We start from the raw sequence: 17842 nt of genomic DNA on the forward strand, positions 1-17842 counted from the left end.
GCGCCCTTCGCCACGCGACACGATTATGGACCCCGGCACGGAGGCCGGGGTGACGGGTGTTCTCGAGGAAGCCGACGGCTCCGCATCCCCGAACCGCCCGTCCCTCGACCGTCCTGCTCTCCGAACACCCCCTCCACCCGTCATGCCGGCCTCCGTGCCGGCATCCATAATCGTGCCGGCCGGCGTCCTCGGTGGCTCCTCGCCACCCGTCCTTCCCGCGAAGGCGGGAACCCGGTGCGCGGGGACGGCGGCGTGAGGGACCCTCGCCCTCGCGAGGAGGACGGTGGAGCCGGTGCGCCGGATCGCTCCCGGATCGACGCCCGGGATGACGGGCGATGGCATGGCGCCGATGCGCCCTTCGCCACGCGCCACGATTATGGACCCCGGCACGAAGGCCGGGGTGACGGATGTTCTCGAGGAAGCCGACGGCTCCGCATCCTCGAACCGTCCACTCCTCGACCGTCCTGCTCTCCGAACACCCCCTCCACCCGTCATGCCGGCCTCCGTGCCGGCATCCATAATCGTGCCGGCCGGCGTCCTTGGCCGGTCCTTCCCACCCGTCCTTCCCGCGAAGGCGCCATGCAACAGAGGACGGTTCGGCGTGATGGACCCTCGCCCTCGCGAGGAGGACGGTGGAGCCGGTGCGCCGGATCGCTCCCGGATCGACGCCCGGGTTGACGGGCGGCATGGCGCCGATGCGCCCTTCGCCACGCGACACGATTATGGACCCCGGCACGGAGGCCGGGGTGACGGGTGTTCTCGAGGAAGCCGAGGGCTCCGCATCCCCGAACCGCCCGTCCCTCGGCCGTCCTGCTCTCCGAACGCCCCCTCCACCCGTCATGCCGGCCTCCGTGCCGGCATCCGTAATCGTGCCGGCCGGCGTCTTTGGCCGGTCCTTCCCGCGAAGGCGGGAACCCATGCAACAGAGGACGGTTCGGCGTGATGGATCCCGGTCTCCGCCGCGCTCGGCCCGGGATGACGGGCGATGGCATGGCGCCGATGCGCCCTTCGCCACGCGCCACGATTATGGACCCCGGCACGGAGGCCGGGGTGACGGATGTTCTCGAGGGAGCCGAGGGCTCCGCATTCTCGAACCGTCCGCCCCTCGACCGTCCTGCCGCCCCCCTCGCCCCCCGCCCGGCCTCCCCTCACGCCGCCTCGAGGTCCAGGAACCCGCCGGACTGCCGCCGCCACAGGCCGGCATAGAGGCCGTCGCGGGCGAGCAGTTCCTCGTGGCTGCCGGTCTCGACGATCCGGCCGGCATCGAGCACGATCAGCCGGTCCATCGCCGCGATGGTCGACAGGCGGTGCGCGATGGCGATCACCGTCTTGTCCGCCATCAGCCGGCCGAAGCTCTCCTGGATCGCCGCCTCGACCTCGGAATCGAGCGCCGAGGTCGCCTCGTCGAGCACCAGGATCGGCGCGTCCTTCAGGAGCACCCGGGCGATCGCGATCCGCTGCCGCTGGCCGCCGGAGAGCTTGACGCCGCGCTCGCCGACATGGGCGTCATAGCCGGTCCGGCCGCGCGGGTCGGACAGGCCGAGGATGAAGTCGTGCGCGTGCGCCCGCTTCGCCGCCTCGATCACCTCGGCGTCGCTCGCCTCCGGCCGACCGTAGCGGATGTTGTCCGCGACGGAGCGGTGCAGCAGCGAGGTGTCCTGCGTCACGAGGCCGATCTGCCGGCGCAGACTGTCCTGCGTCACCGCCGAGACGTCCTCGCCATCGATCGTCACCCGCCCGCGCTCGACGTCGTAGAAGCGCAGCAGCAGGTTGACGAGCGTCGACTTGCCGGCGCCGGAGCGGCCGACCAGCCCGACCTTCTCGCCCGGCCGGATGGTGAAGGAGAGATCGTCGATCACCCCGCCCGCCTTGCCGTAATGGAAGCGCACATCCTCGAAGCGGATCTCGCCGCGCGTCACGGCGAGATCCTTCGCCGCCGGCCGGTCGACGAGGGCGAAGGGACGGGCGATCGTCTCGAGACCCTCCTGGACCGTGCCCATCGCCTCGAACACGCCGATCGACACCCACATGATCCAGCCGGACATGTTGGTGATGCGGATGGCGAGCCCGGTCGCGAGGGCGATCGCGCCGAGCGTGATGTCGTTCGCCGACCACAGGCCGATGGCGATCGCGCCGGTCGAGACGACGAGCAGGCCGTTGAGCGTCGCCACCGTGCCGTTCATCGCCGTGATCAGCCGGGTCTCGCTCTGGAAGGTGCGGGTGTGCTCGACGAGCGATTCCCGCGCATAGTCGTCCTCCCGCTCCGGATGGGCGAACAGCTTCACCGTCTGGATGTTGGTGTAGCTGTCGACGATCCGGCCGGTCAGCACGGAGCGCATCTCCGACATCTCGGTCGAGCGGTCGCGGATCTTCGGCACGAAACGGGCGAGCGTCAGCGCATAGCCGACGATCCACAGGACGAGCGGCACCATCAGGCGCGGATCGGCCTGCGCGAAGAGATAGAGCGCCGAGACCGCATAGATCATCACGAACCAGATCGCGTCGATGATCTGCACCACCGATTCCCGCAGCGCCGGGCCGGTCTGCACGATCTTCGAGGCGATCCGGCCGGCGAAGTCGTTGGCGAAGAAATTGACCGACTGGCGCACGACATAGCGGTGGGTCTGCCAGCGGATCAGATTGGTGAAGCCGGGCGCGATCGCCTGCTGCACGAGGAGGTCGTGCACCACCTGCGCGACCGGCCGGGCGAGCAGGATGACGCCCGCCATGGCGAGGAAGCTCGGGCCGTATTCGTCGAAGACCCGGTCGGGCGTGGTGACGCGCAGCATGTCGACGATCGAGCCGATATAGGAGAGCATCGACACCTCGATCAGCGACACGACGAGGCCGATCGCCATCAGCGCGGCGAGCAGCGGCCAGACCTGCCGGCAGTAATGCACGTAGAAGCCGATGAGCGTCGCGGGCGGCATGCCGCCGTCGTGCGGCCGGAACGGATCGATGAGACGTTCGAAAGTGCGGAACATGACGGGAATCCGAGGCAGCGCGCGTGGATGGACACGTCGCGCGGGAACCGGGAGGGGGATGGGGAAGCGAGGACAGCGGGCCGGCGCGCGGGAAAAGCGCGTCAGCGGGCCGGGAGCCGTTCGGGAAGTCTGAAGGAGATCAGAAGCCGGAAAGGACCGGGAGGGCGCGCCACGCGAGGACGTTCGGCGACATGAAGCTCATCCGTCCCTCCTGGTGCGCTGCGGGATGTCCGGGACGAGGTCGACCGGACGAGGGCGTTATAGCGGAGCCGGCGCCGCCGTCACCCGGGAAAACGGAACCGCCCCGGCTTTCCCACCGCCCTGTTGCGGATCGGTGACAGCGGGCGACCGGAGCGCATCCCGACGGGCGATGCCACCCGAAATTGACTTCTCGCCCGCGGGCTGGTTTCACCTGAGCCGGGGGATCGACACCCAAGAACAAGGGCAACGTCCATGCGGTTCGTTACACTCGCGGCGATCGCCACCGCCGCGCTCGTCCAGCCCGCCTTCGCGCGCGACGTCTCCGTCGCGGTGACGGCGATCGTCGAGCATCCGGCGCTCGACGCCGTGCGCGACGGCGTCAAGGAGGCGCTCGCCGAAGCCGGCTTCAAGGAAGGCGAAGGCCTCACCTTCACCTACCAGTCGGCACAGGGCAATCCCGGCACCGCGGCGCAGATCGCCCGGCAGTTCGTCGGCGAGGGCCCGGACGTCATCGTGCCGATCTCGACCCCCTCGGCGCAGGCGGTCGTCTCGGCGACGCGCGACATCCCGGTCGTCTTCTCCGCCGTCACCGATCCGGTCGGCGCCCAGCTCGTCAAGGACATGGAGAAGCCGGGCGGCAACGTGACCGGCCTCTCCGACCTGTCGCCGGTCGGCGATCACGTCGCGCTGATCAAGGAGATCGTGCCGTCGGTGAAGACGATCGGCGTGCTCTTCAATCCGGGCGAGACCAATTCGGTCACCCTCGTCGATCTGCTGAAGAAGCGCAGCGCGGAAGCCGGCATCGCGGTCGTCGAATCCGCCGCCACGCGCTCCTCGGAGGTGCAGAACGCCGCCCGCGCGCTGGTCGGCCGGGTCGACGCGATCTATGTGCCGACCGACAACACCATCGTCTCGGCGCTCGAATCGGCGATCGGCGTGGCGCAGGAGAGCAAGATCCCGCTCTTCACCGCCGATACCGATTCCGTCGCCCGTGGCGCCATCGCCGCGCTCGGCTTCAACTATTTCGACGTCGGCAAGCAGACGGGCGCGGTCGTCGTGAAGATCCTCAACGGCGAGAAGCCCGCCGACATCCCGGTCGCCGTCGCGACCGGCACCGATCTCGTCGTCAACACCGGTGCGGCGAAGAAGATCGGCCTCGACCTGCCGAAGGCCGTTCTCGACCGCGCGAGCAAGGTCATCGAATAACGCGACGGCGGGTCCGGCTCGGCCGGACCCGCTCGTTCCCGAAGCGGCCCGGCGCCCCGAGAAGGATGCCGCGCTCCGAAGAGGCCTCCCTTGAGCCAGATCGCATTCCTCGGCGCCGTCGAACTCGGCCTCGTCTTCGCCTTCGTCGCGATCGGCGTCTACATCGCCTTTCGCATCCTCGATTTTCCCGATCTGACGGTGGACGGCTCCTTCCCGCTCGGTGCGGCGGTCGCGGCGGTGCTGATCCTCTCCGGCTGGAACGCCTGGGCGGCGACCGGTGCGGCGATGCTCGCGGGCGGTGCGGCCGGGCTCGTCACCGCTTTCCTCAACGTGCGCTTCCGAATCCTCAACCTGCTCGCCTCGATCCTGACGATGATCGCGCTCTTCTCGGTCAATCTGCGCGTCATGGGCCGGCCGAACGTCGCGCTGATCAATCAGGAGACCATGCTGACGCCCTTCTACGGGCTCGGCCTGCCGGACTATTACGTCCGGCCGCTCTTCGTCGGGGTCCTGGCGCTCGTCGTGCTCCTCCTCGTCTGGCGCTTCCTCGCGAGCGATCTCGGCCTCGCCATGCGGGCGACGGGCGCCAATCCGCGCATGGCGCGGGCGCAAGGCGTGAAGACGAGCGTCCACATCTATCTCGGCATGGCGCTGTCGAACGCCCTCGTTGCGCTCGGCGGCTCTCTGTTCGCCCAGACCAACGGCTTCGCCGACGTGACCTCCGGCGTCGGCACGATCGTCGTCGGCCTCGCGGCGGTGATCGTCGGCGAGACGCTGTTCCGCTCGCGGCTGATCCTCCTCGCGCTCGTCGGCTGCGTGCTCGGTTCGGTGCTCTACCGGCTCGCCATCCAGCTCGCGCTGTCGAGCGACGTGCTCGGCCTGCAGGCCTCCGATCTCAATCTCGTCACCGCCGTTCTCGTCGCCGCGGCGCTCGTCCTGCCCCGGCTGCGCCGCGGGAGGGCCGCCGCATGATCGCGCTTTCGAACCTCTCGGTGGTCTTCGGCCGCGGCACGCCGCTCGAAAAGACCGCGCTCGCCGGCCTCGATCTCACCATCGAGGCCGGCTCCTTCGTCACCGTGATCGGCTCGAACGGCGCCGGCAAGTCGACGCTGCTCGGCGTGCTCGCCGGCGACGTCATCCCCTCCTCCGGCCGGGTGACGATCGGCGGGCGCGACGTCACCCGCGTCGCGACGGCCGAACGGGCGAAGCTCGTCGCACGGGTGTTCCAGGATCCGCTCGCCGGCAGCTGCGGCGCGCTGACGATCGAGGAGAACCTCGCCCTCGCCGCGGCGCGCGGCGCCCGCCGCGGCCTCGGCCTCGCCCTGTCGGGCCGGCGGCGCGAGACCTTCCGCGAGCGGGTGGCGGGCCTGCGGCTCGGCCTCGAGAACCGGATGGAGGACCGCATGGACCTGCTCTCCGGCGGCCAGCGCCAGGCGCTCTCCCTCGTCATGGCGACGCTCGCCGGCAGCGAGGTGCTGCTCCTCGACGAGCACACCGCGGCGCTCGACCCCGGCATGGCCGAGTTCATCATGGGGCTGACCCAGTCGCTCGTCGACCGGCACCGGCTGACCACGCTGATGGTCACCCATTCGATGCGCCAGGCGCTCGATCACGGCACGCGCACCGTGATGCTGCACGAGGGCAAGGTGATCCTCGACGTCGCGGGCGAGGGCCGCCGATCGCTCGGCGTCGAGGACCTGATCGCGATGTTCCGCAAGGCCCGCGGCCAGGCGCTCGACGACGACGCGCTGCTGGTGAGCTGAGCGCCGCCGCCCGGGCGGGCGCTACTCCGCCGCCTTCGCCTCGATCTCTTCCGGCAGGAAGCCGCCCGACTGGCGGCGCCAGAGCTCGGCATAGAGGCCGCCGCGGGCGAGCAGCTCGGCGTGGCTGCCGGTCTCGGCGATGCGGCCGGCATCCATCACGATCAGCCGGTCCATCGCCGCGATGGTCGACAGGCGGTGGGCGATGGCGATCACCGTCTTGCCCTCCATCAGCCCGCCGAGCTGTTCCTGGATCACCGCCTCGATCTCCGAATCGAGCGCCGAGGTCGCCTCGTCGAGGACGAGGATCGGCGCGTTCTTCAGAAGCACACGGGCGATGGCGATGCGCTGCCGCTGGCCGCCGGAGAGCTTCACCCCGCGCTCGCCGACATGGGCGTCGTAACCCTTGCGGCCCTTCAGGTCGGAGAGGCCGACGATGAAATCGTGCGCCGCCGCCCGCTTCGCCGCGGCGATCACCGCCTCGTCGGAGGCGTCGGGCCGGCCATAGGCGATGTTGGCGCGGATCGAGCGGTTGAGGAGCGCGGTGTCCTGCGTCACCACGCCGATCGCGGCGCGCAGCGACGTCTGCGTCACCCCGGCGATGTCCGCCCCGTCGATCAGGATACGGCCGCCCTCGAGATCGTAGAGCCGCAAGAGCAGGCTGACGAGCGTCGTCTTGCCGGCGCCCGACCGGCCGACGAGGCCGATCCGCTCGCCCGGCCGCACGACGAGATCGATGCCGTCGATCACCGGCCGTGCCCCGCCATAGCCGAAGCGCACCGCCTCGAAGCGCACCTCGCCCTTCGGCACGGCGAGCGCGGCCGCGTCCGGACGGTCGACGAGCGCGTGCGGCCGGGCGATCGTCTTCATGCCGTCCTCGACCGTGCCGAGATTGTCGAAGAGGCTCGTCAGCGTCGACATCACCCGGCCCGACATCACCGTCAGCCGCATCACGAGACCGAGCGCAACGGCGGTCTCGCCCGGCGTCATGGCGCCCGTCATCCACAGCCGGACCGCGAGCGCCCCCGTCGTCGCGATCAGAACGCCGTTGACCACAGACAGCAGCACCGAGACGGTGGTCAGAAGACGGTTCTGGTCGAGGAGGCGCTCGACCTGATCGGAAAAGGCGCGGCGCATGCCGCGATCCTCGACATCGGGCCGGGCGAAGAGCTTCACCGTCTGGATGTTGCCGTAGACGTCGGCGACCCGGCCGGTCAATTGCGACCGCGCCTCCGCGCTCGCTTCGGCCCGCGCCCGAACCTTCGGCACGAAGAACACCGCCATCGCCGCGACGACGCCGATCCACAGCGTGAGCGGCACCACCATCAGCGTGTCGGCATCGGCGAAGATGACGAAGGCCGATGTCGCGAAGACGGTGACCACCCAGAGCGCGTCGATCACCTGGGTGATCGACTGCGTCAGCGACGGGCCGGTCATCATCACCTTCGACACGATCCGGCCGGAAAAGTCGTTCTGAAAGAAGGCGTAGGCCTGGCCGATGACGTGCCGGTGGCTCTGCCAGCGGATCCGCGCGGTGAGCGCCGGCGGCAGGATCTGGTTCGACAGCACCGTCTGCACGGCATTGGCGAGCGGCCGCAGGAGCACGACGACGACCGCCATCAGGACGAGCGTCCAGAAATGCGCCGCGACGAAATCGCCGGGCGCGCTCGACGCCATCAGGTCGACGAGCCGGCCGACATAGGAATAGATCGCCACCTCGGCGAGCGACACCGCGAGCCCGGCTGCGAGCAGCGCGAGGATCCACGGCCAGACCTGGCGGATGAAATGGCGATAGAAGGCGAGAAGCCCGGCCGGCGGCGCGCCGCGGCCGAGGCCGAACGGATCGATCAGTGTCTCGAAGCGCCTCAGCATCCGGCGCATTCTCCCTCGTTCGGCCGCAACGCGGCTCGGCTATAAGGACCCGATGCCCTCGATCGCCCTCTACCAGCCCGACATCCCGCAGAATACCGGCACCATACTGCGCTTCGCCGCCTGCCTCGGCCTCACGGTCGAGATCATCGAGCCGGCGGGCTTCGATCTTTCGGATCGCGGCCTGAAGCGCGCCGGCATGGACTATCTGGGGCATGCAACGCTCCGGCGCCACGTTTCCTTCGCGGCCTTCGAGGCGGAAGCGCGCGCCGCGGGGCGACGAATCGTCCTCTTCACGACGCAGGCCGGCGCGTCGCATCTCGACCTCGCCTATCGGCCGGACGACGTGCTCCTCTTCGGCCGGGAAAGCGCCGGCGTGCCGGAGGCGGTGCACGGCGCGGCCGATGCGCGGCTGCGCGTGCCGATGCGGCCGGGCCTGCGCTCGCTCAACCTCGCCATGACGGTGGCGCTCGTCGCCGGCGAGGCGCTGCGCCAGACCGGCGGCTTTCCGGCATCGGGCGCGGCTGCGGCCGGCCCTTCCGATCCGGCCTTTCCTGGTCCATGACGAACCGTCCCGAGACGAGGTGCCTTCGATGACCGATCTCCTCACCCAGCAGAAGGCGCAGGCGAGCCGCTGGTTCGCCGCGCTGCAGGAGCGCATCGTCGCCGCCTTCGAGGCGCTCGAGGACGCCGCCCCCGCCGCGCTCCACGACGGCCCCGCCGGGCGGTTCGAGCGGCGGCCGTGGAAGCGGGTCGATCATTCCGGCGCCGATGGCGGCGGCGGCACGATGGCGATGATGCGCGGCCGGCTGTTCGAAAAGGTCGGGGTCCACGTCTCGGCCGTCCACGGCGAGTTCGCCCCGGAGTTCCGCAGCGAGATCCCGGGCGCCGCCGACGATCCGCGCTTCTGGGCCTCCGGCATCTCGCTGATCGCCCATATGACGAACCCCAACGTGCCGGCCGTGCACATGAACACCCGCATGGTGGTGACGACGAAGCAATGGTTCGGCGGCGGCGCCGATCTGACGCCCGTGCTCGACCGGCGCCGGAGCCAGGACGACCCCGACACGCTCGCCTTCCACGCCGCGATGCGGGCCGCCTGCGCCGGCCATACGGTCGCCGATTACGACCGCTACAAGGCCTGGTGCGACAGCTATTTCTTCCTCAAGCACCGCAATGAGCATCGCGGCGTCGGCGGCATCTTCTATGACGGCCTCGCCTCGGGCGACTGGGACGCCGATTTCGCCTTCACCCGCTCGGTCGGCCTCGCCTTTCTCGACATCTATCCCCGGCTCGTGGAAGCCAACATGGCGACGCCCTGGACGGCGGAGGACCGCGAGGAACAGCTCGTGCGGCGCGGCCGCTATGTCGAGTTCAACCTCCTCTACGACCGCGGCACGATCTTCGGCCTGCGCACCGGCGGCAATATCGATTCGATCCTCTCCTCCATGCCCCCGGTGGTGAAGTGGCCTTGACGGCCACCCCCTCGCGCGCGCCGCGGGAGAGGGGGGAAGGCATTCCGTCCGCGGGCGGGATTGCGCCGGATGAAGCGGTCCCTCCGCGGACCGCAGCAACGCCGGGCATCCCTCCCCCGCAAGGCGGGAGAGGGTTCGGTGAGGGCCTTCAGGCGTTGGCGGCGCGCTTCTGGACGGCGGCCGGGCGGACCGCGGCGGAGTAGTCGTCCATCAGCGTCTTGGTGATCGCGCCCGGCGTGAAGCGGAACTCGCCGACTTCCGACACCGGCGTCACCTCGGCGGCCGTGCCGGTCAGCCAGCATTCGGAGAAGGTCGAGAGCTCCTCGGGCATGATCGCCCGCTCGATCAGCTCGTAGCCGCGGGCGCGGGCGAGGTCGATCACCGTGCGGCGGGTGATGCCGTCGAGGAAGCAGTCCGCCTTCGGCGTGTGGATGACACCGTCCTTGACGAAGAAGACATTGGCGCCGGTCGCCTCCGCCACCTGGCCGCGCCAGTCGAGCATCAGCGCGTCGGCATAGCCATTGTCTTCCGCCTCGTGCTTCGAGATGGTGCAGATCATGTAGAGACCCGCCGCCTTCGAACGCGACGGCGCGGTCGCCGGGTCCGGCCGGCGATATTTCGCCCATTGCAGCCGGATGCCCTTCAGACGCTCGGCCGGGCTGAAATAGGACGGCCATTCCCACGCCGCGACGGCGAGGTGGATGGTGTTCTTCTGCGCCGACACGCCCATCATTTCGCTGCCGCGCCAGGCGATCGGCCGGATATAGCCGTCGACGAGGCCGTTCCTGGCGAGCGTCGCATTGCAGGCCGCGTCGATCTCGGCGACCGTATAGGGCACCTTGAAGCCGAGGATGCGGGCGGATTCGACGAGCCGCTCGGAATGCTCGGTCAGCTTGAAAATCTCGCCGCCATAAGCGCGCTCACCCTCGAACACGGCACTGCCGTAATGCAGCGCATGGGTGAGCACATGCACCTTCGCTTCCTTCCAGGGCACGAACGCCCCGTCCAGCCAGATGAATCCGTCGCGCTGGTCGAAGGGAACCGACATCTCTCGCTCCTCGGGCAGGGGCCGTCCCGACGGCCCTCTCGTAAAGGCATTCTATCGCGTCGCGGGTTTGGCGGCATAGCACCGTCAGACGCGTTTTGCGCCGCGGCGAAACAGTCGATAAGCTGCCGATCGAGGGCCTTCGGCCGGAGAATTGCCGTGAGGAAGGCGGACGGTGGGCGCGGACGATCCTTTCGCCGGGACCGCATGAGACGTAACAATCGAACCGAAATATGTCAATATGGCTGACGTAAATTTCGTGGCTGACGCATCGGACCCGGAGGCGTCGTCCTCGGCGCCGCCGATCGCCGAGCCGCTCACCCGCGAGGCGATTCCCGAAGTGGCGCTGATCGAGCTCCTGTTCTTCGCCTATCGCGACTTCGTGTCCGACCCGGACGCCGTGCTCGAGGATTTCGGCTTCGGGCGGGCGCATCACCGGGTCGTGCACTTCGTCAACCGCAATCCCGGCATCCGCGTCGCCGACCTGCTCGACATCCTGAAGATCACCAAGCAGAGTCTCGGGCGCGTGCTGAAGGAGCTGGTCGATACCGGCTTCGTCGAGCAGCGCCCCGGCCCGGTCGACCGCCGCCAGCGCCTCCTCTATCCGACGCAGAAGGGCCGGGCGCTGGCCGAGCGGCTGATCGAGCCGCAGGCGCGCCGGATCGCCGCCGCGCTCGACGCGCTCGACCCGAAGGAACGCGCCGGGGCGGAGCATTTCCTGCGCCTCGTCGTCGATCCCGCCGATCGCGACGCCGTCGCGCGGCTGACGGCACGCTAGGGTCCCGCAATGCCACCGATGATCGAGACCGACCGGCCCGAGGCCGCCCCGCCCGAGGACGACGCGCCCCATCTCCTCGTCGTCGACGACGACAGCCGGCTGCGCGATCTCCTGTCGCGCTATCTGCGCGACAACGGCTATCGCGTCACCGTCGCGGCGGATGCGGCGGATGCGCGCCGCCGGCTCGAAGGCCTCGCCTTCGACTGTCTGATCCTCGACGTGATGATGCCGGGCGAGAGCGGCCTCGACCTCACCGAGAGCCTGCGCATCGACAATGACGTGCCGATCCTGATGCTGACCGCGCGGGCGGAGGCGGAGAGCCGCATCCGCGGTCTCGAGGTCGGCGCCGACGATTATCTCGCCAAGCCCTTCGAGCCGCGCGAACTGCTTCTGCGGGTCGGCAACATCCTGCGGCGCGGCGCGCCGGTCGCCTCGCCGCTGATCGAGCAGGTCCGCTTCGGGCCGTTCTCCTTCCATCTCGGCCGGCGCGAGCTGCGCCGCGGCAGCGAGACGATCCGGCTGACCGAACGCGAACGCCAGATCATGGCCGTCTTCGCGGCGACGCCGAACGAGACGGTACCGCGCCAGGCGCTGCTCGCCGGCGACGATCCGGCGAGCGAGCGTACCGTCGACGTGCAGATCAACCGGCTCCGCCGCAAGATCGAGGTCGACCCGGCCAATCCCTTGTTCCTGCAGACGGTGCGCGGCATCGGCTACCGGCTGGTCACGGAGGCCTGACGATGGCGGGGCGGCCCGGCATCGCCGCGCGGGCCGCCGGACCGCTCAAGCCCTGGTTCCGCCGCCCGGCGGCGCGCGCGGTGCGCCGCTTCCTCATCCGGGCCGGCGTCGTCGCCGCCCCGCTCTGGCGCCGGGCGCGCGTGCCGCTCGATTTCCTCGGCGCGCAGCTGACCGCGGTCATGCCGAAGGGGCTCTATGCCCGGGCGCTCATCATCATCATCACGCCGATCGTCATCCTGCAGTCGGTCGTCGCCTTCGTCTTCATGGAGCGGCACTGGCAGACCGTGACGCGCCGGCTTTCGGCGGCGACGGTGCGCGATGTCGCCGCGATCGTCGAGCTGCTCGAGACCCGGCCGGCGGGTGCCTCGCCCGACGAGATCCTGCGCGTCGCGCGCGACCAGCTCAACCTGACCGTCGATCTGCTGCCGCCCGATCCGCTGCCCGCGGTGCGGCCGAAGCCCTTCTTCTCGCTCCTCGACAGCGCGCTCTCGCGCGAACTCACAAGCCAGGTCGGCAAGCCGTTCTGGATCGACACGGTCGGACGCTCGAACCTCGTCGAGATCCGCATCCGGCTCGACGAAGCGGTGCTGCGCGTGCTCGCCCGCCGCAGCCAGACCTACGCCTCCAATTCCGAGATCTTCATCCTGTGGATGGTCGGCACCAGCCTCGTTCTGCTCACCATCGCCATCCTCTTCCTGCGCAACCAGATCCGGCCGATCCAGCGGCTCGCCCAGGCGGCCGACGAGTTCGGCAAGGGCCGGCCGGTCGACGATTTCACGCCGCGCGGCGCCACCGAGGTGCGGCGGGCGGCGATCACCTTCATGGAGATGCGCGACCGCATCCAGCGCATGATCGACCAGCGCACGGCAATGCTCGCCGGCGTCAGCCACGACCTTCGCACGATCCTCACCCGCTTCCGGCTGCAGCTCGCCTTTTTCGGCAGCGGGCCGGATGTCGAGGCGCTGCGCAAGGACGTCGACGACATGCAGAAAATGCTCGAGGGCTATCTCGCCTTCGCCCGCGGCGACGCCGAGGAGGAGACGGCCGAGACCGACATGGCGGCGATGCTCGACGAGCTCGCCGACGAGGCGCGGCGCGCCGGCCATATCGTCACCACCCGCTTCGCCGGCCCGCCGGCCGTCCGGCTGCGGCCGCACGGCTTCAAGCGCTGCCTCGGCAATCTGGTCGCCAATGCCTGCCGCCATGGCGAGACCGTCTCGATCGCCGGCACCCATGCCGGAGGATGGCTCGATATCGTCGTCGACGATGACGGCCCCGGCATCGCGCCCGAACAGCGCGAGATCGTCTTCAAGCCCTTCTATCGTCTCGACGAGGCCCGCAATCTCGACGAGAGCGGCACCGGCCTCGGCCTCGCGATCGCCCGCGACATCGCCCGCGGCCATGGCGGCGAGATCACGCTCGAGGACGGCCCCGCCGGCGGCCTGCGCGCCCGGGTGCGCATCCCGGCCTGACCGCGGGGTCCGCGAAGGCCAGACGCGCCCGCCGCGGAGGACGGCGGCGCCCGCACCGCGACGGCCGGAGAAGCCCCGGCCGGTCGCCTGCCCGTCAAGCCGGCGGCGCGCCGGTCCGCGGCGTGCGGCCGAGAGCCCCACCTTGGAACGAGAGCCCCACCCAGGAGACGCGGGCAGGCCGACTCCGCCCACGAAAAAGGCCGCCGGCGCGACGCCGGCGGCCCGTCCCCCGCGGCGCAGCCGCCGAAAGGCTCAGAAGTGGAAGTTGAGGCCGGCCCGCACGATGTCGGCCGAAACGTCGTTGTCGCTCTCGAACGGGCCAAAATCGAAGGTCTCGCTGCCGTAATCGAGGTGCAGATACTCGACCTTCAGCGACACCTTCTGCGTCACGAAGGCTTCGACACCGGCGCCGAGCGCCCAGCCGACCAGCGTCTTGTCGTCGCTGCCGACGCCCTCCACCGAGGCGCTGGCATCCGAAACGGCGAGACCGCCGGTGCCATAGACGAGGAAGCGGTCGAAGGCGTAGCCGGCGCGCAGCCGGGCCGTCGCGCCCCAGTCGGACGAGGTGCTGATCGTCCCGCCGTCGAAGGTGTCGCCGCTCACATCGGAGAGCGAGAAGTCGAACTCGGCACCGATGACGAACGGGCCGTTCTGGAAATTGTAACCCGCCTGCACGCCGCCGAAGAGGCCATCGGCATCGAAACTCCCGGAGGTCAGGCTGTCATAGTCGATGTCGGACCAGGCATAGCCGCCATGCACGCCGATATAGAGGCCACTCCAGTCGAAGGCCGGAGCGGCCGGGGCGAGCACGGGCGCCGGCGCCGGCTCGTAACCGGTGAGGTCCGCGGCCTGCGCCACCGAAACGAAACCGGCGAGCGCAACGCCCGCGAGAAGAAGCGAAGTCCGCATCGTCAACATCCCCTACGCCTTTACTGTCCGGCGAGGACACTAACGCAACCGCAGATTCCCTTCATCCGCATTTTCTACAGGGCCGGGTCTTTCCCCGGTTGCGTGACGGCGGTACCACACCGCCGCCCGCGACGCCGGCATCAGGCCGGCGTGAGCCGCACCGTTGTGCCCCAGGGATCGCGCAGTTCGCGCTCGCTGGCGATCGCCGGGCCGTCGAGACGGACATAGGCGAGGCCGGTGCGCGCCGGATCGCGCGGACCCGCGCCGCGGCTCGACCAGGTGTTGGCGGCGATGTGGTGGTGATAGCCGCCCGAGGCGAGGAAGGCGGCGCCCGGCCAGCTCGTCACCGTGTCGAGCCCGACCTCGCTCCGCCACCAGGCCTCCGCGACGGCCGCGTCGCCGACGCGCAGATGGACATGGCCGATCCGGGTCAGCGCCGGTGCGGCGCCATAGGGTTCGGCGTCGCCACGGCTGCGCTCGAGCGCCTCGAAGTCGATCGGCGCGTTCGCCATCTTCAGCCGTCCGCCCTCGCGCGGCCATTCGGCCGGGTCGCGGTCGGCATAGATCTCGACGCCATTGCCCTCCGGGTCGGTCAGATAGAAGGCCTCGCTGACGAGATGGTCGGCGAGCCCGTCGATCTTGATGGAGTCCGCGGCGGCGCGGCGCACCCAGCGAGCGAGATCGCGGCGGCTCGGCAGCAGGAAGGCGGTGTGGAAGAGGCCGGCGGCGCGCCGGTCGTCGCCCGCCGCGTCCGCTGCCGCGCGGCGGAGGATGAGAAACGGCACGCCGCCCGCGCCGAGCGCGATGCCGCCCTCGGGGGCCGTGCCCGTCGGCTCGAGGCCGAGCACCTGGCGATACCAGGCGGCGACGGTCTGCGGATCGCGGGCGGCGAGCGCCACCTCGGCGATGCGGACCGGCCGCGTGAGCGCGAAGGGCAGCGCCTCGGCCGCACGGGCGGGCGCATCGGAAAGGGGGGCGGACATCGGACGGCTCCTCGAAGCGCGGCGCCGGGCCTCCGGCGCGATCGGACGCTGTTCGCCCGAATATGCGCCCGAGGCGGGCCGCCGCGCAGCCGCTTTTCCGTGAACGGTGTGTGCTGTGAAACGCCGCCCTGCGGCCTTCAAAACAGCCGGCCGCCGTCGGGCACCCGGCGCTCCGTCGCGGCGAGCACCACCGCGCCCTCCGCGTCCGGCAGGCCGAGCGTCAGCACCTCCGACATGAAGGGGCCGATCTGGCGCGGCGGGAAGTTGACGACGGCGAGCACCTGCCGGCCGACGAGATCCTCCGGCCGATAGTATTTGGTGATCTGAGCGGAGGATTTCTTCCGGCCGAGCTCGGGTCCGAAATCGATCACCAGCCGGTAGGCGGGCTTTCGCGCCTGCGGGAACGGCTCGGCCTCGACGATCGTGCCGGCGCGGATGTCGACCTTCAGGAAATCGTCGAAGCCGATCCGCGCCGTTTCGCCCGCCCCGTCCATCGCCCGCTCCCGTGTTTTCGTCCCGGCCCTGCTAGCACGCCGGGACGGCGCCGCTCAACCGACCGAGGCCTCCGCCGCCTCCTCCGGCGCGGGCCGCGGCTCCGGCGCGGGGTGCGCGCGCCGGCGCTCGAAGCGGCGGGCGATCCGGCAGGCGCCGCCGACGACGCGGTCGAGCCGGCGCTCGATCGCCTCGGCGCGGTCGAGTTCGTGATCGAGGGCCGACATGGTCTTCGAGAGATCCGGATCGGTGTCGTCCTTCCACACCGCGAGGACACGCAGGCCGAGGAGGACGAGGCCCTGGACGCGGGCGGCGCCGCGCAGGCCCTCGGCCGGGATGCCGGCGGCGGCGAGGGTGAAGCGCGCCGAGGTGCGCGCGAGATCGTTGAGACAGAGCGCCAGCGCCGGCTGACGCCGCGCCGACCGTTCGAGCGAGGCGAGCGCCGCCTTGTGCGGCTCGATCGTGTCGAGCCGCCGCATGACGAGTTCGAACAGCCGCTCGCGCGCCGTATCGCCCTCCACCGCACCGCCCTCGGCATCGAGCACCGTGCGGTCGGTGCGGCGGACGAAATCGGCGAGGATGGCGAGCTTGCCGTCGTATTGCGCCCGCACCGCGCCGAGCGTCACGCCGGCCTTTGCCGCGATCGCATCGAGCCCGATCGTCTCGAAGCTCCGTTCGGCGAGCAGCGCGAGCAGCGCATCGACGATCTGCGTCCTCACCTCGTCCATCGCTCCATCCTTTCGCGGAAGATGCCCCCGATGAGAATAGGTGCGGAACCCCGACATTAAAGAGGCCGGCCGAGGAGGAAGACCGCGCCAGGGCGGTCACCACCCCCGCACACCCGTCACCCCGGCCTCTGTGCCGGGGTCCATAATCGTGCCGCCGGGCGATCGGACGCTGCGAGGGCGGTCACCACCCCCCGCACACCCGTCACCCCGGCCTCCGTGCCGGGGTCCATAATCGTGCCGCCGGGCGAGAGGCGCACCGGGTGTCGGGATCGGCCGACCTTTCGCGGGCCGCCGCTCCCGGCCCTCAGGCGAGTTCTTCCGAGCGGCGCTTGGCCGCCGCGACGGCGGCGTCGAGGAGGGCTTGCATTCCGTCCTCCGCCATCAGCACGGCGAGCGCCGCCGCCGTCGTGCCGTTCGGCGAGGTGACGTTGCGCCGCAGCGTATCGGGCGGCAGCGGCGAGCGGTGGAGCAGTTCGCCGGCGCCCTCGACCGTCAGCCGGGCGAGCTTTGCTGCGAGCGGCGCCGGCAGGCCGGCCTTCTCGCCCGCCGCGGCGAGCGCCTCGGCGAGCAGGAAGACATAGGCCGGACCGGAGCCCGACACCGCGGTCACCGCGTCGATCAACGCCTCGTCCTCGACCCATTCGACCGCGCCGACCGCCTCGAGGAGCGCCGTCACGATCGCCCGGTCCGCAGCGCGCACCGCGCCATTGCCGACGGCGACGGTGACGCCGCGGCCGACCTGCGCCGGCGTGTTCGGCATCGAGCGCACCACCGCCCCGCCGAGCGCGGCCTCGAGGGTCGCGACCGTCGTCCCGGCGGCGATCGACAGCGTCACCGTTCCCGGCCCGACCAGCGCGGCGACCGCCGGCAGCGCCGCGCCCATCATCTGCGGCTTGACGGCGATCAGCAGCACCCGCGCCGTCAGCCCTTGCGGCGGCACCGCCTCGATCGCCACGCCCGCGGCCGCGGCGCGGGCGCGCGTCTCGTCGGGCGGCGCGGGATCGACGATGCGCAGCGCCGCGGGATCGATGCCGCGGTCGAGCCAGCCGGCGAGCAGTGCGCCGCCCATCTTGCCCGCCCCGATCAGGACGAGCGGCGTGGCGGCGGAGAGTTCGGCGAACGGCATTTTCGGCTCCTCGGTGCGTTGCGCCCTCATAAGCCGGCTGCCGCGGCGGTCAAGCGGCGCCGCGCCGGGCGGCGGG

At 70.6% G+C, this 17842-nt stretch carries 16 protein-coding genes; 8 read left to right on the plus strand and 8 right to left on the minus strand.

The window, feature by feature from the left end:
• Positions 1 to 1148: 1148 nt before the first annotated feature.
• Entirely contained in the window at positions 1149 to 2984 is a 1836-nt protein-coding gene (locus GGQ63_RS05295; RefSeq protein WP_183853294.1) for an ABC transporter ATP-binding protein, read from the minus strand.
• 453 nt (positions 2985 to 3437) lie between these two features.
• On the opposite strand from GGQ63_RS05295, the gene GGQ63_RS05300 reads away from it, so the two are divergent.
• From GGQ63_RS05300 to GGQ63_RS05310, 3 genes are all read left to right on the plus strand, one after another.
• Positions 3438 to 4391, plus strand: a complete 954-nt coding sequence (locus GGQ63_RS05300; RefSeq protein WP_183853296.1) for an ABC transporter substrate-binding protein — start codon at positions 3438 to 3440, stop codon at positions 4389 to 4391.
• 90 nt (positions 4392 to 4481) lie between these two features.
• A complete protein-coding gene (locus GGQ63_RS05305; RefSeq protein WP_183853298.1) occupies positions 4482 to 5363 on the plus strand; it encodes an ABC transporter permease in 882 nt (293 codons plus the stop codon).
• On the plus strand, positions 5360 to 6154 hold the full coding sequence (locus tag GGQ63_RS05310; protein WP_183853300.1) for an ABC transporter ATP-binding protein: 795 nt from the start codon (positions 5360 to 5362) through the stop codon (positions 6152 to 6154). The genes GGQ63_RS05305 and GGQ63_RS05310 overlap by 4 nt, the downstream gene beginning before the upstream one ends.
• Positions 6155 to 6175: 21 nt before the next feature.
• Here the strand turns inward: GGQ63_RS05310 and GGQ63_RS05315 are convergent, their stop codons facing one another.
• Positions 6176 to 8023: an ABC transporter ATP-binding protein gene (locus GGQ63_RS05315; protein ID WP_183854033.1), complete on the minus strand. Its 1848-nt coding sequence runs from the start codon at positions 8021 to 8023 to the stop codon at positions 6176 to 6178.
• A 52-nt stretch (positions 8024 to 8075) separates the two neighbouring features.
• On the opposite strand from GGQ63_RS05315, the gene GGQ63_RS05320 reads away from it, so the two are divergent.
• Together GGQ63_RS05320 and hemF are read left to right on the plus strand one after the other, a co-directional pair.
• Positions 8076 to 8585: a tRNA (cytidine(34)-2'-O)-methyltransferase gene (locus GGQ63_RS05320; RefSeq protein ID WP_183853302.1), complete on the plus strand. Its 510-nt coding sequence runs from the start codon at positions 8076 to 8078 to the stop codon at positions 8583 to 8585.
• A 28-nt stretch (positions 8586 to 8613) separates the two neighbouring features.
• Positions 8614 to 9495, plus strand: coding sequence for an oxygen-dependent coproporphyrinogen oxidase (gene hemF / locus GGQ63_RS05325; RefSeq protein ID WP_183853304.1), 882 nt, complete (start codon positions 8614 to 8616; stop codon positions 9493 to 9495).
• Between the two features lie 148 nt (positions 9496 to 9643).
• Here hemF and GGQ63_RS05330 read toward each other — a convergent pair whose 3' ends face one another.
• The gene (locus GGQ63_RS05330) at positions 9644 to 10543 is read right to left on the minus strand and encodes a branched-chain amino acid aminotransferase (RefSeq protein WP_183853306.1); all 900 of its coding nucleotides are present in this window, start codon (positions 10541 to 10543) and stop codon (positions 9644 to 9646) included.
• A gap of 238 nt (positions 10544 to 10781) precedes the next feature.
• Here GGQ63_RS05330 and GGQ63_RS05335 point away from each other — a divergent pair, with 238 nt between their 5' ends.
• From GGQ63_RS05335 to GGQ63_RS05345, 3 genes are read left to right on the plus strand one after another with little or no spacing between them, the layout of a single operon-like run.
• Positions 10782 to 11318: a MarR family winged helix-turn-helix transcriptional regulator gene (locus GGQ63_RS05335; RefSeq protein WP_183853308.1), complete on the plus strand. Its 537-nt coding sequence runs from the start codon at positions 10782 to 10784 to the stop codon at positions 11316 to 11318.
• Positions 11319 to 11336: 18 nt separating this feature from the next.
• Positions 11337 to 12056 carry a response regulator gene (locus GGQ63_RS05340; protein WP_183854035.1) on the plus strand — a complete coding sequence of 240 codons (720 nt, stop codon included), beginning with the start codon at positions 11337 to 11339 and terminating at the stop codon, positions 12054 to 12056.
• Positions 12057 to 12058: 2 nt separating this feature from the next.
• Positions 12059 to 13528 carry an ATP-binding protein gene (locus GGQ63_RS05345; protein ID WP_183853310.1) on the plus strand — a complete coding sequence of 490 codons (1470 nt, stop codon included), beginning with the start codon at positions 12059 to 12061 and terminating at the stop codon, positions 13526 to 13528.
• A 252-nt stretch (positions 13529 to 13780) separates the two neighbouring features.
• Here GGQ63_RS05345 and GGQ63_RS05350 read toward each other — a convergent pair whose 3' ends face one another.
• The 5 genes from GGQ63_RS05350 to proC all read right to left on the minus strand — a co-directional run bounded on the left by GGQ63_RS05350 (position 13781) and on the right by proC (position 17766).
• Positions 13781 to 14437 carry an outer membrane protein gene (locus GGQ63_RS05350; RefSeq protein ID WP_183853312.1) on the minus strand — a complete coding sequence of 219 codons (657 nt, stop codon included), beginning with the start codon at positions 14435 to 14437 and terminating at the stop codon, positions 13781 to 13783.
• A 140-nt stretch (positions 14438 to 14577) separates the two neighbouring features.
• Positions 14578 to 15420: a VOC family protein gene (locus GGQ63_RS05355; protein ID WP_183853314.1), complete on the minus strand. Its 843-nt coding sequence runs from the start codon at positions 15418 to 15420 to the stop codon at positions 14578 to 14580.
• Positions 15421 to 15557: 137 nt separating this feature from the next.
• A complete protein-coding gene (locus GGQ63_RS05360; protein WP_183853316.1) occupies positions 15558 to 15914 on the minus strand; it encodes a tRNA-binding protein in 357 nt (118 codons plus the stop codon).
• A gap of 54 nt (positions 15915 to 15968) precedes the next feature.
• Complete coding sequence (locus tag GGQ63_RS05365; protein ID WP_183853318.1) at positions 15969 to 16640, minus strand: TetR family transcriptional regulator; 672 nt, start codon at positions 16638 to 16640, stop codon at positions 15969 to 15971.
• Positions 16641 to 16944: 304 nt separating this feature from the next.
• Positions 16945 to 17766, minus strand: coding sequence for a pyrroline-5-carboxylate reductase (gene proC, locus GGQ63_RS05370; RefSeq protein ID WP_183853320.1), 822 nt, complete (start codon positions 17764 to 17766; stop codon positions 16945 to 16947).
• Between the last annotated feature and the right edge of the window lie 76 nt (positions 17767 to 17842).

The organism is Prosthecomicrobium pneumaticum (assembly GCF_014199915.1).
Taxonomy (GTDB): Bacteria; Pseudomonadota; Alphaproteobacteria; order Rhizobiales; family Kaistiaceae; genus Prosthecomicrobium; species Prosthecomicrobium pneumaticum.